This is a genomic window from Shinella sp. M31 (assembly GCF_049199205.1).
Taxonomy (GTDB): Bacteria; Pseudomonadota; Alphaproteobacteria; order Rhizobiales; family Rhizobiaceae; genus Shinella.
Genome location: NZ_JBLZPH010000066.1, coordinates 26,176 through 44,283, shown reverse-complemented (window position 1 = coordinate 44,283; position 18,108 = coordinate 26,176). Strand labels below are relative to the sequence as shown.

Sequence of the window (18,108 nt, the reverse complement as noted above, 5' to 3'; positions counted from 1 at the left end):
TTGATTTATCTCCCAGTTTCTTTCGCGGGTCTATGAGTTCGTAGGAAGAACAGTCGCCGATTATGGTTGTTTTTCGGGAGGCGACAAGCTGCATTCTACGCAAACAGAGGGCGAATTTTGATATCACATTGTTCTCATTCCTATCAGATTTCAAAACCTATCGGCGACGGAAATCAAGCGGAAATTTACTGGAAGTCGAAAAGGCTGAGGCCCGCGACCATTTCGTCGAGCCCGAGCGGGCGCGTCACGGGCGGCTCGGCGCGCGCCAGACAGCCCTGCCGCTCGCACAACCGGCAGGCCGTGCCGACCGCGACGGCACCGTCGCGCCGCACCGCCTCGCCATAGACCGTTTCCTCCGCATGGGCGGCATCGCACCCCAGTAGCAATGCGGTGCGGCGCACCCGCTCGCCAAAGGTGCCCTGCGGCCCTTCCAGCGTGCGCGAAACCGTCAGGAACGCGCCGCCATCGGGCATCTCGACGCGATCGACGAGGATCTGCCCCGGCTGGGAGAAGGCCGAATGCACCCCGAGCTTCGGACAGCCGCCGCCGAAACGCGCCTGTGGAAAGCCCTGCGCGCCGGCCCGGCGGAAGCGGTGGCCGGCATTGTCGATTTCCAGCATAAAGAAGGGCACGCCTGTCTTGCCCGGCCGCTGCAGCATGGTCAGCCGGTTCGCGGCCTGCTCGAAGGAGACGCCGAAGCGCGAGCGCAACACATCGACATCGTAGCGCACGCGCTGCGCCGTCGCATGGAAGGCCTCATAGGGCATCATCAGCGCATGGGCGGCGTAGCGCGCCAGTTCGAAGCGCGCGATGCGTTTGGCCTCCGCCGTCGAGAAGGCGAGCAGGTCGAGTTCGGCGAAGATTTCGTCTTGAAGCGCCAGCTGCACCGTCTCCATGGCGATCTCACGCAGTTGGTCGAAGGGCGACAGACGCTCGGAGAGAAAGAGGCGCATGGAGTGCCGGTCGAAGCGGCGGCGCAGGTTCGGCATCGTGTGGACCGGCAGAGCGCGCACGACGACGCCGTGCTCCTTGCGCAGCCAGCCCTTTAAAGCACTGGCCAGATCGTCGCCGGGCGCCAGCGCCGCATGGAACCGCTCGGCCGCCTCTTCAATGGCGCCGAAATAGTTGGGCCGCCCCTCTAGTTTGTCGCGCACCTCGTCCATCGGCAGCAGCGTGCCGGCAAGCGTGGTGGCATGGCCCTCGCGGGCGAGCAGGTCGGCAAGGTCGGTGAGGCGGGCGGCCTGTTCGCGATAGGCACGATAGAGTTTGACGATGCCGCTTGCGACATTCGGCGCGGCATCGGCGATTTCCACCAGCTCGTAATCGCCCGGTAGTTCGCCCGCGAGCAGCGGATCGGCGAAGACCTCGCGCAGCTGGCGCGCATGGCCGGCGCTTTCGCCCTGGAGATCGTCGAGATCGACCTTGTAGACGGAGGCGAGCCGCAGAAGGAGCTGCACCGTCAGCGGTCGCTGGTTGCGCTCGATGAGGTTGAGATAGGACGGCGAGATCGACAGGCCTTCGGCCATCGCCGTCTGGGTCAGGCCGAGCGTGTTGCGGATGCGCCGGACTTTCGGGCCGGCAAAGATCTTGTTCTCGGCCATATGTCACATCCTTTACACGGACTGCTCGATCCCTGAATTTACAATCTTTACTTTTTTACAGAGCGGAATTGTCAAAGACAAGACATCATGACCCGAATATCCCGCTGATTTTCCGGTTTCCTCTCGCTCTATTGTGCGCTGCGATGTAAATACTGTCACATGAAATCGGGCACGAATAACACCAGCCCGATCCCGAGACATCGCATTGGAGGATACTATGACCGATTTTTACAATCTCGTTCCGAGCGCACCCAAGGGCCGTTTCGACGGCATCGAACGCCCCTATACGGCCCAGACGGTCGAGAAGCTGCGCGGCTCGGTCCAGATCCGCCATACGCTCGCTGAAAACGGCGCGAACCGTCTCTGGAAGCTCATCCATGAGGAGGATTTTGTCAACGCGCTCGGCGCGCTCTCGGGCAATCAGGCCATGCAGATGGTCCGCGCCGGGCTGAAGGCGATCTATCTCTCCGGCTGGCAGGTCGCCGCCGATGCCAACACGGCATCCGCCATGTATCCCGACCAGTCGCTCTATCCGGCAAACGCCGCACCGGAGCTGGCCAAGCGCATCAACCGCACGCTCCAGCGCGCCGACCAGATCGAGACCGCCGAGGGCAACGGCCTTTCTGTCGACACCTGGTTCGCGCCGATCGTCGCCGATGCGGAAGCCGGCTTCGGCGGCCCGCTCAACGCCTTCGAGATCATGAAGGCCTTCATCGAGGCGGGTGCGGCCGGCGTTCACTTCGAAGACCAGCTGGCCTCGGAGAAGAAGTGCGGCCATCTCGGCGGCAAGGTTCTGATCCCGACCGCCGCGCATATCCGCAACCTCGACGCCGCCCGTCTTGCCGCCGACGTCATGGGCGTCCCGACGCTGATCGTCGCGCGCACCGATGCCGAGGCCGCGAAACTGCTCACCTCCGATATCGACGAGCGCGACCAGCCCTTTGTCGACAAGGACAAGGGCCGTACGATCGAAGGCTTCTACCAGGTCAAGAACGGCATCGAGCCCTGCATTGCCCGTGCAATTTCCTATGCGCCGCATTGCGACCTGATCTGGATGGAGACCGGCAAGCCGGACCTCGAACAGGCCCGCAGGTTCGCCGAAGCCGTGCACAAGGCCCATCCCGGCAAGCTGCTCGCCTACAATTGCTCGCCCTCGTTCAACTGGAAGAAGAACCTGGACGATGCGACGATCGCCAAGTTCCAGCGCGAGCTGGGTGCGATGGGCTACAAGTTCCAGTTCATCACGCTCGCCGGCTTCCACCAGCTGAACTTCGGCATGTTCGAGCTCGCCCGCGGCTACAAGGAGCGCCAGATGGCCGCTTACTCGGAGCTGCAGGAAGCGGAATTCGCCGCCGAGATCAACGGCTACACCGCCACCAAGCACCAGCGCGAAGTCGGTACCGGTTATTTCGACGCCGTCTCCATGGCCATAACCGGCGGCCAGTCCTCGACGACCGCCATGCATGAATCGACCGAGCACGAGCAGTTCCGCCCGGCCGCCGAATAAAACCTGACATCACCCTTTCAAGAACCCCGATTAAAAGAGGAGAAATGCCATGACAGTCCAGACCCGAGTCAAGGAACGCGCTGAAGAACAGGCTTCCGCCATGACACCAGACCAGCAGGCCATGATCCGCATGGTCGCCAACGACCTGCACCGCCTCAACCAGTCCGTCATGAAGGCGGTCGAGGCCGGCGTTTCGGTCGAACTCGTCCGCTCCGCCCGTCACCACGGCGGAGAGGGCAACTGGGGCGACCTGCTGATCCCGGTCATCGTGACGCAGGGTCGCGGCTGACAGGCATAATCCAGTCAAGGAAAATCCCCGGCGTTCCCTGCGCCGGGGATTTTTTCGTCTCAGGCGCTCCGCGTCACCCGCCGGCTTTTACGGCATCCGTCCGAAACATCCGGGCAAAGAACGCTTTGTCCGAGAGCTGGCGCAGCAGGGCGGCAAGGACAGTTGTTGCCGCGATGGCGAAGACGACCCGCCCGACGAGCACGCCGTAGACATCCGCGCCCAACGAGATCACGATGAGCGTGTCCTCGATCACGCTGTGGGCGAAGCCCATGAAGACGCAGGACAGGAAGATCTGGCGCGGCGATATCGCGCCCGATTGCGCCTCACGGATCAGAAGGCCCGCGCCATAGGAAATGCCGAGGAACAGACCGACGGCGGTGAGATGCTCCGCCTCGCCGCGGATGCCCGCCAGACGCAGCACCGGCGAAAGCGCCTTCATCAAGAGAGCCAGCACACCGGTGACCTTGAGAAGCTCGAGGCTCCAGGAGAGGACGACGAGGATGACGAGCATCCAGGCCATCGTCTCGGCAAGGCCGCGCAGATAGTGGGCCCAATCGGGGGTCGCGCCGAGCGGGATCCAGGCGGGATCAACCGGGGCCGAAAGCCAACCGGTGGCCGCCAGGACATGATGCAACAGGAAGGCGTAAAGCAAGCCGCCGGCAAGGCGCAGCACCGTCGTGGCGATCATGCCCGGGCCGGCCTGCTGGATAATCTTCTGCTCGATGGGAAGGCCGTGCGCGAACAGGATGAGCGCCGAAAAGACCGTGACGTCAGCCACGCTGAGCGAGGAGACCGGAACAAGGGTGAAGAGGAGCGGCACGGCGCCCCATATCCCGACGAGCATGCCGGTCAGCCATGCCAGCCCCAGTTCGGGCGGGAGCCCGACAAGGTTCATGACCGGCGCGAAGGCTGGCGTCATCGCCTCGATCACGCCCATCCTGGCCAGAAACTCCGTCAGGAGGGCAATAGGAACGGTAATCCGGACAAGCACCCAGTAGATGGCGAGGGTTTCCCTGGTCTTCCTCAGGGCGGACGTGACGAACGGCATGGCAGGCTCCTCTTGGATTGCCCTCATTACCTAGCCCGAACCGCTTCGCACTTTTGGTCAAAGATTGCAGTCGAATGCAATTTTATTGCAAAGTCCACATGTGGGAATATGCTCAGCCCATGGACCGCATCGACAAGAAGCTTCTGAACCTCCTGCAACGCGACGCGTCGCGCACCAATGTGGATCTCGCGGATGCGGTGGGCCTGTCGCCCTCAAGCTGCCTGCGCCGCACGCAGCGACTCAGGAAATCCGGTGTGATCGAGCGTATCGTCGCGATCCTCAATCCGGCCAAGGCCGGGCGCACGATCAAGGCGCTGGTCACGGTGGAGCTGAAGCTGCACGGCGAGCAGCATATGCGCCGTTTCCTGGATATCGCCATCGCCGAAGAGGCCGTTTCGCAGGCCTATGCCGTCACCGGCGAGACCGATGTCGTCCTCATGCTGCGCCTGCGCGACATGGAAGAATATGCGCCGCTCTGCGACCGGCTGTTCAGCGACGAGAACAACGTCGCTCGGTTCTTCACCATGGTGGCCATTAGAACAGCCAAAGAGGAAACCGCCATCCGGCTTTGACGGCAGCCGGATCACGAAGTTCAAGAAAAACCCCGGCGCGCTTTTCGCACGCCGGGGTTTTTACCTTCGGTCCTGACCGTGGCACTCAGGCCGCGCGGTAGACCGCCGCCTGTTCGTCCGCTTCCAGGCGGAACTGCTCGACCAGCATCATCAGCGTGTCGGCATCGCCGGCGAGCTTGCGGCTGGCGGCCGTGGTGAGATCCACCATCGAGGCGTTCTGCTGGGTCATCTGGTCCATCTGGTTGACGGAGCCGTTGACCTCCTGCAGCGCCACCGCCTGGTCGCGGCTCGCCGTCGCCATCATGTCCACGTGCTGGCTGACGGTGACGATCTGCTGGCTGATCGAGGCGAGCACGGAGCCCGTCTCCTGCACGAGATGCGAGCCGGCATTGACTTCGCTCGTCGACTTTTCGATCAGACCCTTGATCTCGCGGGCAGCGCTGGCCGAACGCTGGGCAAGTTCCCGCACTTCCTGCGCCACGACCGCAAAGCCCTTACCGGCCTCGCCGGCGCGCGCGGCTTCGATACCGGCATTGAGCGCGAGCAGGTTGGTCTGGAAGGCGATGTCGTCGATGACCTCGATGATCTGCTCGATCTGGCGCGAAGCACCCTCGATGCGGCCCATGGCGGCAATCGCATTGTTGACGACGGAGGCCGAACTGTCGGCGCTGCGCTTGGTGGCGCCGACGATGACATTGGCCTCATGCGCCCGCTCGGCGGAGGAGCGCACGGTCACGGTGATCTGCTCGACGGCGGCGGCGGTCTCCTCCAGCGAAGAGGCCTGCGCTTCGGTGCGCTTGGAGAGCGCATCGGCCGATTGCAGCATATCGTTGCCGCTGCGCTGGATCGACATCGCATTGCTTCGGATCTGGCCGAGCGTGTCCTGAAGGCGTTCGAGCGAGACGTTGAAGTCCTGGCGCAGCTGCTCGAGACGGCCGGTAAACGGCGTATCGATCTGGCGCGACAGGTCGCCCTGGGCGAGACGGCCGAGGCCGGCCGCAAGCGCGTTCACCGCGAAATCGATCTGCCGGTCGAGGGCCTGCTTTTCCGCATCGTTGCGGGTGCGTTCGGCATCCGCCTCGGCGCGCTGCTGCTCGCTTTCGGCTTCCACACGGATCTTCGAGAGCGCGTTTTCCTTGAACACGCCGAGCGCGCGGGCCATGTCGCCGATTTCGTCGGCTCGGCCTTCGCCTGATATGCCGGTGTCGAGGAAACCGTCGGCCAGGCGGCGCATCGCGCCGGTGATCTGGCCGATCGGCCCCTTCAGCGTCAGCACCAGAGCAATGCCGGCCAGCACGGCGATGGCCGCACCTATGACGGTGGCGAGGACGGAGACCTGATTGGCCTTTTCCCGCTCCGTGCCGGCGCTGGTCTTCTGTTCCTCGGCAAACTGGCTGAGCAGGTTCCAGATCGAATCGATGGACATGCCGGCGGCATCGAAATCGGCATTGCGCTGGGCGCTGATCTTCACCAGCGCGTCGCTGTCGGCCTGAATGCGTTCCAGAACCGGCGCCAGCGTCTCGTCGACCTTATCGAAGAACGGCAAGCCGCTCGCGGTGCCGCGCAGGCCCTTGATATCGATCTGCAGCATGGAGAGGTTGCCGAGCAACTTGACGCGGTTTTCGTCCGAGGTCTCGCCCAGGAAACGCACGGCCGCCACTTCGATATCGTCGATCGACGAGGTCAGCTTGCGGGTGGAGGCGAGAACCGCCTCCGACTTGATGATCGGCTCGTCGAGTTCGCCGAAGATACGGGTCGCTTCGCGCATCTTCTCGGCGGCGGCACCCTGCATCTGAATGGTGACCTGGCGGAAGCGGTTCACGCGGCGCGCGATTTCCGGCACCGTGACGGAAGCCGGATCCGACGAGGACAGGAAACCGCTGAGCTCTTCGATCGTGTTGCGGATGGTGATGGAGACGACCTTCTGGTTCTTCGGCAGGATCGTCGAGATGGAGCGCTCGGTCTTCGAAATGAAGGGGAAACGCTCCTTGATGACCTTCAGCTGGTCCTCCGGCGTCGCGCCGCGGCTGAATTCGGAGAGCAGGTCACCGAAGAACTTGCTGGCCGCCGTCAGGCGCTCGGCCTCACGCAGCATGCTTTTCGCGGCGTTCTCGTTCTGCCGCACGGTGCGTTGCAGCTTCGTCGCCTCGTCGAGAATCTTCACCTGCTCGCTGGACAGCGTGCTGAGGTTCTTGGCCATCTTGTCGTGCAGCTTGTTCTCATTGACATAGAGCAGCCACAGCCCGTCCATGCGGGCCTCGATATCCTTCGTCTGCTTCTGGGCATCCAGAAGCTTGGAGGCATCGACGTCGGGTGTGAGGCCGTCCATCGTCTGGCGCAGCAGCGCGACCTGGGCCTTCAGCCGCTCGTTGACCGCATCGCGGGTCTCTTCGCTGGTGTTCTGAAGGAACCGGTTCATGCCGGCATAAACGTCCTTGAAGCCGCTCAGCGACTGGAGAACGCTGTTGGAAATTTCCATGCGGCCCTGCAGGAGGCCGGAGGCGTAAAGCCCCGTAAAGCCTACGGCGCAGATCGACAGCACGAAGGGCAGAATGAAGACCAGAACCTTGGTCTGGATTTTAAAACGGGCAAGAATGCGATCAATAAACATATGGCGGAACATCCGTTGTCGGCGTGCTCCACCCCTGCCCTTTATAGGCCTCCCCAGGATTCGGACGCCGGATTACCGACTTCATGCGGCAGCAATGCCGCGTATCCGGGGGAGCAATCATTGCACGCCGCATGCATCCGTAACGGGACGCGGCTTCCGGAACCCTATGCAGGGATCATCGGCGGCAATCTTTAAAATTCCATCACCAATTTAAACCGATTTATGACGGTTCCAAGTTGTCAGCGTGCGGTGATGGCGAGGGCAGCGACAAGAAGAGCGGCAAGCGCGCAATTGATGCCGATCGCAAAAAGGCGACGGCGGCTTTCTTGAGCGGCGGCAACAGCGATGGCGCGGGCTGGACGGCGGCTTTCAGGCATGCGGCGAAACTCCGTTACGCGAGAACAGATACTCCGGGTGATCCGGCCAGCCGGCCTACATCATGTTGTCTCCCGAAGGCGGGAAACGCCGACATGCGAGCAGCATCCGCCGCGAGGTCTTAACGGGCGGTAAAGACCGTATCGCTATTCCCACGGGCGAAATTCAGGCATCGAGCCCGGCCGCATGGCCCGAGGCCCAGGCCCATTGGAAATTGTAGCCGCCGAGCCAACCGGTCACATCCACCGCCTCGCCCACGAAATAGAGCCCCGGCACCGCCTTCGCCGCCATGCTGCGGGAATCGAGCGCTGCCGTATCGACGCCGCCGAGCGTGACTTCCGCCGTGCGATAGCCTTCCGAGCCCGGTGGACGGAAACGCCAGTCGCGCAGTTTCTGCACGAGCGCCTCGATGCGTTTTCCCGGCTGTTCGGCCAACGTTCCGTCGATGCCGAGTTCGGTGACGAGGAGCTGCGCCAGCTTCTTCGGGATATGATCGGCGAGCACCGTCTGCACCGCCTGCCGGCCGTTCTGCTTGCGGGCGGCGGTGATGATGGCTGCGAAGTCGAGGTCGGGGCGGATATGCAGCGCGATCTCCTCGCCTTCCCGCCAATAGGAAGAGATTTGCAGGATGGCCGGGCCGCTGAGGCCGCGATGGGTGAAGAGGGCCGCTTCCGCAAACTCCGTCTTGCCGTGGCGGGCGACGACATCCACGGCCACGCCAGGCAGGCCCTCATGCGCGGCAAGCGTCGCGGGGTCGAGCATCAGCGGCACGAGACCGGCGCGCGTTTCCGTAACGGGCAAGCCGAACTGCTCGGCGACGCGATAGGCGAAGCCTGTCGCCCCCATTTTCGGGATCGACTTGCCGCCGGTGGCGATCACCAGGGAGGACGCCTCGATCAGGCCGTGCTCCGTAGCGATGCGGAAGGAATGGACGTCATGGGCAATGTCGGCAATCCCAGTCGAAAGGCGCAGCTCCGCGCCGACCGCCTTCATCTCGGACAGCAGCATGGCGATGATGTCCTTCGCCGAGTTGTCGCAGAACAGCTGGCCCAGCGTCTTTTCATGCCAGGGGATGCGGTGGCGCTCGACGAGGTCGAGGAAATCGCGCGGCGTGTAGCGGGCGAGCGCCGACTTGGCGAAATGCGGATTTGCCGAGAGGAAATTCTTCGGGCCGGCATGGATATTGGTGAAGTTGCAGCGCCCGCCGCCGGAGATGCGGATTTTCTCGCCCGGCGCCTTCGCATGGTCGAGCACCAGCACGCGGCGGCCCCGCCTGCCCGCTTCGATGGCGCACATCATGCCTGCCGCACCGGCCCCGATAATGACGACGTCCCGCCGTTCTGCCACGCTCAAAATCCCCGTTCGCCTCTCCTTTCTGCTATCGCGCCAGAAAGTCAATCGGGACATAAAAAACAAAAAATACCGCAGAAATCGCGTTTTCTACCCCCCGGGGGGAGCTAGCCAAGGTTTATTCTGTGGCTATGATGGCGCCATCGTCAACAAACCCGGTGTGTCATGCCGTCCAAAAAGAAAGTCGTTACCCCTACAATCGAGAAAGCCGTACGCTCTGGAAAAGTACCTCCCTCCATCAGCGTGCCACGAGGGGTAAAGACCTGGAAGGACGCCGCAGACTGGCTTCGGGCCCGCGGTATCGAGGACATCGAATGCATCACGCCTGATCTTGCAGGCGTCCCGCGCGGGAAGATGATGCCGTCGTCGAAATTCACCTCGAACACCTCGCTGGCGCTGCCTTCCGCCCTCTACCGCCACACGATTTCGGGCGACTACCCGGAGGAAACCGGCAATTTCCGCTATGAGCCGCGCGACAGCGACCTCAAGCTGCTGCCGGATCTTTCCACGCTCTCCGTCGTGCCGTGGGAGACCGATCCGACCGCGCAGGTCATCTGCGACATCGTCGGCTCGACGGGTGAAAGCGTGCCCTATACGCCGCGCAACGTGCTGAAGAACGTCGTGCAGATGTATCGCGACCGCGGCTGGAAGCCGGTTGTGGCGCCCGAGATCGAGTTCTATCTCGTCGCGATGAACGAGGACCCGGACTATCCGCTGCACCCGCCGAAGGGCCGGTCCGGCCGCGCCATCCAGGGCGGCCAGGGCTATTCCATCGCCGGGATCAACGAGTTCGACGAACTGATCGACGACATCTACCACTTCTCGGAAAAGCAGGGTCTCGAGATCGACACCCTGATCCATGAAGAGGGTCCCGCACAGCTCGAAATCAACCTGCGCCACGGCGATCCGGTGGAACTTGCCGACCAGGTGTTCCTGTTCAAGCGCACGATCCGCGAGGCGGCGCTCAAGCACGGCATCTACGCCACCTTCATGGCCAAGCCCATGCAGGGCCAGGCGGGGTCGGCCATGCATATCCACCAGTCAGTGGTGGAGATTGAGACGGGCAAGAACGTCTTCTCCAACCCGGATGGATCGCCCTCAAAGGAGTTCTTCCACTTCATCGGCGGCATGCAGGCCTATGTGCCGAAGACGCTCGTCATGATGGCGCCTTACGTGAACTCCTATCGGCGTCTGACGCCGGAAATGTCGGCGCCGGTCAACAATGCCTGGGGCTACGACAACCGCACCACCGCTTTCCGCATCCCGGTTTCGGATGCCGCAGCGCGGCGCGTCGAGAACCGCCTGCCGGGATCGGATGCCAATCCGTATCTGGCGCTCGCGGCCTCGCTCGGCTGCGGCCTTCTCGGCATCATGAACCAGGTCGAGCCGAGCCCGCCGACGGAGGACACCGCCAATGAAGGGTCGATCGACCTGCCGCGCGGCCTTCTTGAAGCCGTCTCGCTGCTGGAATCGGATCCGGCCCTTGCGGAGGTCCTTAGCGCGGAGTTCATCGGGCTCTATGCCGGCGTCAAGCGCGGCGAGTTCGAGACCTTCATGCAAGTGATCAGCCCCTGGGAGCGCGAGTTCCTGCTGCTCAACGTCTGAGCGGCCGGCGGTCCGGGCCGCTGAAACGATCAGTCCCTGAGAAGCGGCCGGCGCCCCGGCGCGCCGCCGCACCCTTCTGACCGAATGAGTGTGCGCTATGCCCTGGCAAAGCCCGATTTCCCCCGGCGTCTCCTGGTATGAGGCCAGTGTCGGCGACCGTCCCGAATATGCCCCGCTCGACGGCTCCGTCGAGACCGATGTCGCCATTGTCGGCGGCGGCTTCACCGGCCTTCAGGCCGCATACAATCTCGCCAAGAAGGGCGTGCGCGTCGTGCTCATCGAGGCGCACCGCTTCGGCGACGGCGCCTCCGGCCGCAATGGCGGGCAGCTCGGCACGGGCCAGCGCGCCGACGCGGAGACGCTTGAGGCCGAACTCGGCTTCGAGCGCGCCAAGGCGCTGTTCGATCTTGCAGAAAATGCCAAGCAGCACATCCACGACTTCGCCGCCAGCCAGAATCTCGAGATCGACTATGTGCCCGGCCAGCTCAATGTCAGCCACAAGGCGAGCTATCAGAAGGAGTTCCGCGATCATATCGAGATTGCCGCGACCCGTTTCGGCTACAAGCATTTGAGTTATATGGACCGGGCCGAGACCGAACAGCGCGTCGGCTCGAAACGCTTCTTCTTCGGCATGCGCGATGTCGGCACCGGCCATATCCACCCGATGAAACTGCTGGTCGGCGTAGCCAAGGCGGCAAAGGCCTCCGGCGCCAGCCTGCATGAAAAGACCCCTGCCCTGAAAATCGAGCGGGCGGGCGGCAAAGCGGTCATCACCACCGCGAGGGGTACGATCCGCGCCGACAGGGCGCTGATCTGCTGCAACGCCTATATCGGCGATCTCGAACCGAAGACGGCGGCACATGTCATGCCGATCCGCTCCTTCATCGGCGCGACCGTGCCGCTCGACAAATTCCCGTCGATCATTCCCGGCGGCGAGGCGATTGCAGACACGCGTTTCGTCGTTCGCTATTTCCGCAAGACCCGCGACGGGCGCCTGCTGTTCGGCGGCCGCGAGGCCTATTCGGAAAACCTCGACGATATGACACCACCGATCCGCCGGCAGATCGAGGAGGTCTATCCGGAATTGAAGGGCATTGAACTCACCCATGCCTGGGGCGGGTCCGTGGGCATCACCATGCCGCGCAAGCCCTATGTCCGCGAGGTCATGCCCGGCATTACGACGATCGGCGGCTATTCCGGCCATGGCGTCATGCTGTCAAACTACTGTGGCAAGCTCTATGCTGAGGACGTGACCGGCGGCAGCGCGGAACTCGACCAGTTGAAGGCCCTGAAAATCCCGGCCTTCCCCGGTGGTTCGCGGTTCCGTTCGCCGCTTCTGTTCCTCGCCATGACGTGGTACGCGCTACGCGACAGGCTCTGATCGACACGGAACATCGATTTTGTTGCGTTGCACGCTGGTGTTTTTAAATCGATTAGATTATAACGCCCGACAACAGAACAAGATCGAGATATCCGATGAGCAGCCAGATCATTCCTGTTGAACCCTTCGACTATGTCGTCTTCGGTGGGACCGGCGACCTTGCGGAGCGCAAGCTCCTTCCGGCCCTCTACCACCGACAGCTCGATGGCCAGCTCTCCGACCCGACACGCATCATCGGCGCGTCGCGTACGGCCTTTACGGATGCGGAATACCGCAAGTTCGCCGTCGATGCGTTGCGCGAACACCTGAAGCCCGGAGAGTTCGACGACGAGCAGGTCAAGGCTTTCTGCGACCGGCTGTTCTATGTCGCCGTCGACGCCAAGTCCGACGCGGGCTGGGACAAGCTGAAGGACCTGCTCGACGAGGGCAAGGAGCGCGTGCGCGCCTTCTACCTCGCCGTCGCGCCAGCGATCTTCGGCGATATCTCGGAAAAGATCCGCGACCACAAGCTGATCACCAAGCAGACCCGCATCGTCGTCGAAAAGCCGATCGGCCGCGATCTCGCCTCCGCAAACGAATTGAACAACACGATCGGCAAGGTGTTCCGCGAAGAGCAGATCTTCCGCATCGACCACTATCTCGGCAAGGAGACGGTGCAGAACCTGATGGCGCTGCGCTTTGCCAACGCACTCTACGAGCCGCTGTGGAACTCCGCCCATATCGACCATGTGCAGATCACGGTCGCCGAGTCCGTCGGCCTCGAAAGCCGTGCCGGTTACTACGACAAGGCCGGCGCGCTGCGCGACATGGTGCAGAACCACATTCTCCAGCTGCTCTGCCTCGTCGCGATGGAAGTGCCCTCCTCCATGGACGCGGAAGCCGTGCGCGACGAAAAACTGAAGGTGCTGCGCGCGCTGAAGCCGATCGACCAGTACAATGTCGAGCGCCTGACGGTGCGCGGCCAGTACCGCGCCGGCGCTTCGGCCGGCGGTCCGGTCAAGGGCTATCTGGAAGAGCTGGAAGGCGGCGTCTCCAACACTGAAACCTTCGTCGCCATCAAGGCCGAGATCGGCAACTGGCGCTGGGCGGGCGTGCCCTTCTATATCCGCACGGGAAAACGTCTCGCCGCGCGCATGTCGGAGATCGTCATCACCTTCAAGCCAATTCCGCATTCGATCTTCGACCCCTCGGCCGGCCGTATCGAAGCCAACCAGCTCATCATCCGCCTGCAGCCGGATGAAGGCGTCAAGCAGTCGCTGATGATCAAGGACCCCGGTCCGGGCGGCATGCGCCTGCGCAACGTCTCGCTCGACATGAGCTTCGCCGAGGCCTTCGACGCCCGCAATGCCGACGCCTACGAGCGCCTGCTGCTCGACGTCATCAGGAACAACCAGACGCTCTTCATGCGCCGCGACGAAGTGGAAGCCGCCTGGCGCTGGGTCGATCCCATCCTGAAGGCCTGGGAAGCGACCGGCCAGCAGGCGCAGGGCTACACCGCCGGCACCTGGGGCCCGAGCCAGTCGATCGCGCTGATCGAGCGCGACGGCCGCACCTGGCATGAAGCGTAGGGAATGGCGATGAGCGCGAGATTGCATGAATTCGACAGCGGCGCAGATTTGGCCGAGGGTCTGGCGGACACGGTTGCCGCTACGCTTGCCGATGCCATCGCGGCCCGCGGCAAGGCGACCATCGCGGTCTCCGGCGGCTCGACCCCGAAGGCCTTTTTCAAGGCGCTGTCCCGCCGCGACATCGACTGGGCCAAGGTGACGGTAACGCTCGTCGACGAGCGTTTCGTGCCGGCCGACAACCCGCGCTCCAACCATCAGCTGGTTTCCGACAACCTGTTGCAGGACAAGGCGAAGGCCGCGGGCTTCCTGCCGCTCTACCGGGAAGCCGGCAGCGCGGAAGAGGCTGCAAAGCTCGTCTCCGCCGATGCCGCTTCGCTCGGCACGCCCTTCGACGTCGCGATCCTCGGTATGGGTACGGACGGCCACACGGCCTCGTTCTTCCCCGGCGGCAACAATCTCGCCGAGGCCATTTCGGCGGACACGCCGCGCGGCGTGATCACCATGGAAGCCGAGGGCGCGGGCGAAACCCGCCTCACCTTCACCTTCGCCAGCCTTCAGGATGCCCGCCTTCTGGTGCTGCATATCGAAGGTCAGGGCAAGAAGGACGTTCTGGCTGCTGCGGAAGCAGACGGCCCCGAAACCGACATGCCGATCCGCGCCATTCTCCGGCGCGCGGCGACGCCGGTCGATATCTACTGGGCACCCTAGTACGTCCAGCCGGCTGAAGCCGACCATGCCCGGCGCGTGGCGCCGTTCAACCGCGGATGGCGCAGTACTCCCGCTCGCCTTGCCGTGCAAAAATGCAATCGAGGAAGTCAGGATAGCTCCCATGTCCGCCGACAAACGCATCGAAGCCATCACCGCCCGCATCGTCGAACGCTCCAAGCCGCATCGCGAGCCCTATCTCGGCCGCGTGCGCGCCGCCATCTCCAAGGGTGTGCACCGCTCGATCCTTTCCTGCGGCAACCTCGCGCACGGTTTTGCCGTCTGTTCCCCCGCCGAGAAGGACGCGCTCGCCGGCGACCACGTCCCGAACCTCGGCATCATCACCTCCTATAACGACATGCTCTCGGCGCATCAGCCGTTCGAGACCTATCCGGCCCTCATCCGCGACGCCGCGCGGGAAGCCGGCGGCGTGGCGCAGGTGGCGGGCGGCGTGCCGGCCATGTGCGATGGCGTCACCCAGGGCCAGCCGGGCATGGAACTCTCGTTGTTCTCGCGCGACCTGATCGCCATGGCGGCCGGTGTCGGCCTGTCGCACAACATGTTTGACTCCGTCGTCTATCTCGGCGTCTGCGACAAGATCGTGCCCGGCCTGACGATTGCGGCCTTGACCTTCGGCCATCTGCCCGCCGTCTTCATTCCTGCCGGGCCGATGACCTCCGGCCTGCCGAACGACGAGAAGGCGCGGGTGCGCCAGCTCTTCGCCGAGGGCAAGGCCGGCCGCGCCGAACTGCTGGAGGCCGAGTCGAAGTCCTATCACGGCCCCGGTACCTGCACCTTCTACGGCACCGCGAACTCCAACCAGATGCTGATGGAGATCATGGGCTTCCACATGCCCGGCGCCTCCTTCATCAATCCCGGCACGCCGCTGCGCGACGCGCTGACCAGGGAAGCCGCCAAGCGGGCGCTGGCGATTACCGCGCAGGGCAACGAATTCACCCCGGCCGGCGAGATGATCGACGAGCGCTCCGTGGTCAACGGCGTCGTCGGCCTGCATGCGACGGGTGGTTCGACCAACCACACGCTGCACCTCATCGCCATGGCGCGCGCCGCCGGCATCGTTCTGACCTGGCAGGATATTTCCGAACTCTCCGACGTCGTGCCGCTGCTCGCCCGCGTCTATCCGAACGGCCTTGCCGACGTGAACCATTTCCACGCGGCCGGCGGTATGGGCTTCCTCATCCAGGAATTGCTCAAGACCGGCATGCTGCATGACGATGTTCGCACGGTCTACGGCCAGGGGCTCAAGGCCTATACGGTCGATGCCAGGCTCGGCGACAACGGCGCGGTCGTACGCGAACCGTCACCGAAGGTCAGCCACGACCCGAAGGTGCTCGCCAATATCGAGACGCCCTTCCAGGCGACGGGCGGCCTGAAGATGCTGAGCGGCAATATCGGCAAGGCGGTCATCAAGATTTCCGCCGTCAAGCCGGAGCGCCACGTCATCGAAGCCCCGGCCAAGGTCTTCCACGACCAGCTGGAACTCAACGCCGCCTTCAAGGCCGGCGAACTCACGGGCGATTTCATCGCCGTCGTGCGCTTCCAGGGGCCGAAGTCCAACGGCATGCCCGAACTGCACAAGCTGACCACGGTGCTCGGCATTTTGCAGGATCGCGGCCAGCGCGTGGCGCTGCTTACCGACGGTCGCATGTCCGGTGCCTCCGGCAAGGTGCCGGCCGCCATCCATGTCACGCCCGAGGCCGTCGACAACGGCCCGATCGGCCGAATCCAGAACGGCGACATGATCCGGCTGGACGCCACCCATGGCACGATCGAGGTTCTGGTGGACGCGGCCGAATTCGCTGCCCGCCCGCAGGCAAGCGCGGATCTTTCCGGCAACGAATTCGGCATGGGCCGCGAGCTCTTCGCCCCCTTCCGCGCTATTGCGGGTCCGGCGGATCATGGAGCGAGCGTGCTGTTCGCGTAACGCGAGGATGTAGCCCCTCATCCGGCCTACCGGCCACCTTCTCCCCGCAAGCGGGGAGAAGGAAACACGTGGCAACGCTTCGGAGCAGTTCTCATTTGTGTGGGAAAACGGTGCGGCATATCCCTTCTCCCCGCTTGCGGGGAGAAGGTCGCGGCAGCGGGATGAGGGGCAAACGCCCCACAAACTCAGCTGTAGATATCCAGCGTCCGGTTCTGGTGGTTGCGGTGCGTCGAATAGACGAAGATGCGCTGGAGGTCCTTGTCGGAGAGCAGGCGCAGGAAGCGGGCTTCAACCACATCGTTGGGATAGACGCGCTGCGTCAGGCAGCCGATCATCGGCAGGCGTGCGCTGACGATATCGAGATAGAAGTTGCGCGGCAGCTGGAACTTTGTCGTCATGGTTATGACGGCGCCGCTGCGCGACAGCTTGACGATCAGACCGCGGCGGGAGACGAGATTGACGAGGCCGCCATTCTCGGTGAACTCGATGCGCGCCTCGTTACAGGTGTCCTCCATCGGGAAACTCTTTTCCCGATCGTACATGAAGGACTCTTCCTTGTTCAGGTAGTTGTTGCGTGGTGTCTGACCGATGCCCATTTTGCCTGCCCCCGGCACTCTCGAATTTCGAGAAAAAGCCTAAGGAGCAAGCCTTAACATCGGGTTGAGCGGCAGGCCTGAAATCCTGCCGCCCGGATACGAATCAACCGGCGCGATAGCTCTGCCCTGCCGCATTGAACAGGTGCAACTTGGTCTTGTCGGCCGTGAAGCGCACCTTCTCACCACGCTTCACGTCGAGAATGCCGGGGATCTTGGCGATGATCGGCTCGTTGGCAACGAGGCCGTCGATATAGAGCAGCGTCACCTCGCCGAGCGCCTCGACGATCGACACCGTGCCCTCGAACAGGAAATCCTCGCCCGTCGTGATCTGCAAGTCCTCCGGCCGCACGCCGAAGCTCGCGGTCTTGCCGACTTCGGAGGCGGCCGTCGGGATATCGACGCTGGAGACGCGGCCACCCGTCAGCTCGACCGAGGTCGCGGCACCCGCCGCCGTGATCTTCGCCGGGATGATGTTCATCGCCGGTGAGCCGATGAAGCGGGCGACGAACAGGTTGGCCGGTCGCTCATAGAGTTCCAGCGGCGGGCCGACCTGCTCGATATGGCCAGCCGAAAGCACGACGATGCGGTCGGCGAGCGTCATCGCCTCCACCTGGTCATGCGTCACGTAGATCATCGTCGTATCGGCCATCTGCTCGTTGAGCTTGGCGATCTCGATGCGGGTCGCGACACGCAAGGCCGCGTCGAGGTTCGACAGCGGCTCGTCGAACAGGAAGACCTTCGGATTGCGGCAGATGGCGCGGCCGATGGCGACGCGCTGGCGCTGGCCGCCCGAAAGCGCCTTGGGCAGGCGGTCGAGATATTTCGTGAGCTGGAGGATTTCGCCCGCCGAGCGCACGCGGCGGTCGATCTCCTCCTTGCTCTCGCCGGCGATGCGCATGCCGAAGGCCATGTTGTCGTAGACGGTCATGTGGGGGTAGAGCGCGTAGGACTGGAA

The 18,108-nt window shown here is 63.5% G+C and carries 15 protein-coding genes; 8 read left to right on the top strand and 7 right to left on the bottom strand.

Going from position 1 to position 18,108, the window contains the following annotated elements; all coding sequences use genetic code 11:
• Positions 1–185 precede the first annotated feature (185 nt).
• The gene (locus ACOZKU_RS10240) at positions 186–1,601 is read right to left on the bottom strand and encodes a helix-turn-helix domain-containing protein (protein WP_421578777.1); all 1,416 of its coding nucleotides are present in this window, start codon (positions 1,599–1,601) and stop codon (positions 186–188) included.
• Positions 1,602–1,818: 217 nt separating this feature from the next.
• Here ACOZKU_RS10240 and aceA point away from each other — a divergent pair, with 217 nt between their 5' ends.
• A complete protein-coding gene (gene aceA, locus ACOZKU_RS10235) occupies positions 1,819–3,108 on the top strand; it encodes an isocitrate lyase (RefSeq protein ID WP_421578776.1) in 1,290 nt (429 codons plus the stop codon).
• Between the two features lie 49 nt (positions 3,109–3,157).
• Entirely contained in the window at positions 3,158–3,397 is a 240-nt protein-coding gene (locus ACOZKU_RS10230; protein WP_023516665.1) for a hypothetical protein, read from the top strand.
• A gap of 73 nt (positions 3,398–3,470) precedes the next feature.
• Here the strand turns inward: ACOZKU_RS10230 and ACOZKU_RS10225 are convergent, their stop codons facing one another.
• Positions 3,471–4,445 (bottom strand): nucleoside recognition domain-containing protein, encoded by a 975-nt coding sequence (locus tag ACOZKU_RS10225; RefSeq protein ID WP_421578775.1) that lies wholly within the window; start codon positions 4,443–4,445, stop codon positions 3,471–3,473.
• 119 nt (positions 4,446–4,564) lie between these two features.
• Between ACOZKU_RS10225 and ACOZKU_RS10220 the strand changes: the two genes are divergently transcribed.
• The gene (locus ACOZKU_RS10220; RefSeq protein WP_421578802.1) at positions 4,565–5,017 is read left to right on the top strand and encodes an Lrp/AsnC family transcriptional regulator; all 453 of its coding nucleotides are present in this window, start codon (positions 4,565–4,567) and stop codon (positions 5,015–5,017) included.
• Positions 5,018–5,102: 85 nt separating this feature from the next.
• Here ACOZKU_RS10220 and ACOZKU_RS10215 read toward each other — a convergent pair whose 3' ends face one another.
• The 3 genes from ACOZKU_RS10215 to ACOZKU_RS10205 form a co-directional block, all read right to left on the bottom strand.
• A complete protein-coding gene (locus tag ACOZKU_RS10215) occupies positions 5,103–7,628 on the bottom strand; it encodes a methyl-accepting chemotaxis protein (protein ID WP_314092748.1) in 2,526 nt (841 codons plus the stop codon).
• Positions 7,629–7,867: 239 nt separating this feature from the next.
• Positions 7,868–8,005 (bottom strand): hypothetical protein, encoded by a 138-nt coding sequence (locus ACOZKU_RS10210; protein WP_421578774.1) that lies wholly within the window; start codon positions 8,003–8,005, stop codon positions 7,868–7,870.
• A gap of 163 nt (positions 8,006–8,168) precedes the next feature.
• Positions 8,169–9,350 (bottom strand): NAD(P)/FAD-dependent oxidoreductase, encoded by a 1,182-nt coding sequence (locus tag ACOZKU_RS10205; RefSeq protein WP_421578773.1) that lies wholly within the window; start codon positions 9,348–9,350, stop codon positions 8,169–8,171.
• Between the two features lie 168 nt (positions 9,351–9,518).
• On the opposite strand from ACOZKU_RS10205, the gene ACOZKU_RS10200 reads away from it, so the two are divergent.
• The 5 genes from ACOZKU_RS10200 (at position 9,519) to edd (ending at position 16,557) form a co-directional block, all read left to right on the top strand.
• Positions 9,519–10,958 carry a glutamine synthetase family protein gene (locus ACOZKU_RS10200; RefSeq protein WP_421578772.1) on the top strand — a complete coding sequence of 480 codons (1,440 nt, stop codon included), beginning with the start codon at positions 9,519–9,521 and terminating at the stop codon, positions 10,956–10,958.
• A gap of 97 nt (positions 10,959–11,055) precedes the next feature.
• Positions 11,056–12,339 (top strand): NAD(P)/FAD-dependent oxidoreductase, encoded by a 1,284-nt coding sequence (locus ACOZKU_RS10195; protein ID WP_421578771.1) that lies wholly within the window; start codon positions 11,056–11,058, stop codon positions 12,337–12,339.
• A 95-nt stretch (positions 12,340–12,434) separates the two neighbouring features.
• Complete coding sequence (zwf, locus tag ACOZKU_RS10190) at positions 12,435–13,907, top strand: glucose-6-phosphate dehydrogenase (protein ID WP_314092737.1); 1,473 nt, start codon at positions 12,435–12,437, stop codon at positions 13,905–13,907.
• Between the two features lie 9 nt (positions 13,908–13,916).
• Entirely contained in the window at positions 13,917–14,615 is a 699-nt protein-coding gene (gene pgl / locus ACOZKU_RS10185) for a 6-phosphogluconolactonase (protein ID WP_421578770.1), read from the top strand.
• Between the two features lie 121 nt (positions 14,616–14,736).
• Positions 14,737–16,557: a phosphogluconate dehydratase gene (gene edd / locus ACOZKU_RS10180; RefSeq protein WP_421578769.1), complete on the top strand. Its 1,821-nt coding sequence runs from the start codon at positions 14,737–14,739 to the stop codon at positions 16,555–16,557.
• A gap of 185 nt (positions 16,558–16,742) precedes the next feature.
• On the opposite strand, the gene ACOZKU_RS10175 is transcribed toward edd, so the two are convergent.
• Entirely contained in the window at positions 16,743–17,153 is a 411-nt protein-coding gene (locus ACOZKU_RS10175; protein WP_314092731.1) for a hypothetical protein, read from the bottom strand.
• A 103-nt stretch (positions 17,154–17,256) separates the two neighbouring features.
• The coding region (locus tag ACOZKU_RS10170) for an ABC transporter ATP-binding protein (RefSeq protein WP_421578768.1) at positions 17,257–18,108 on the bottom strand (852 nt) is incomplete at its 5' end.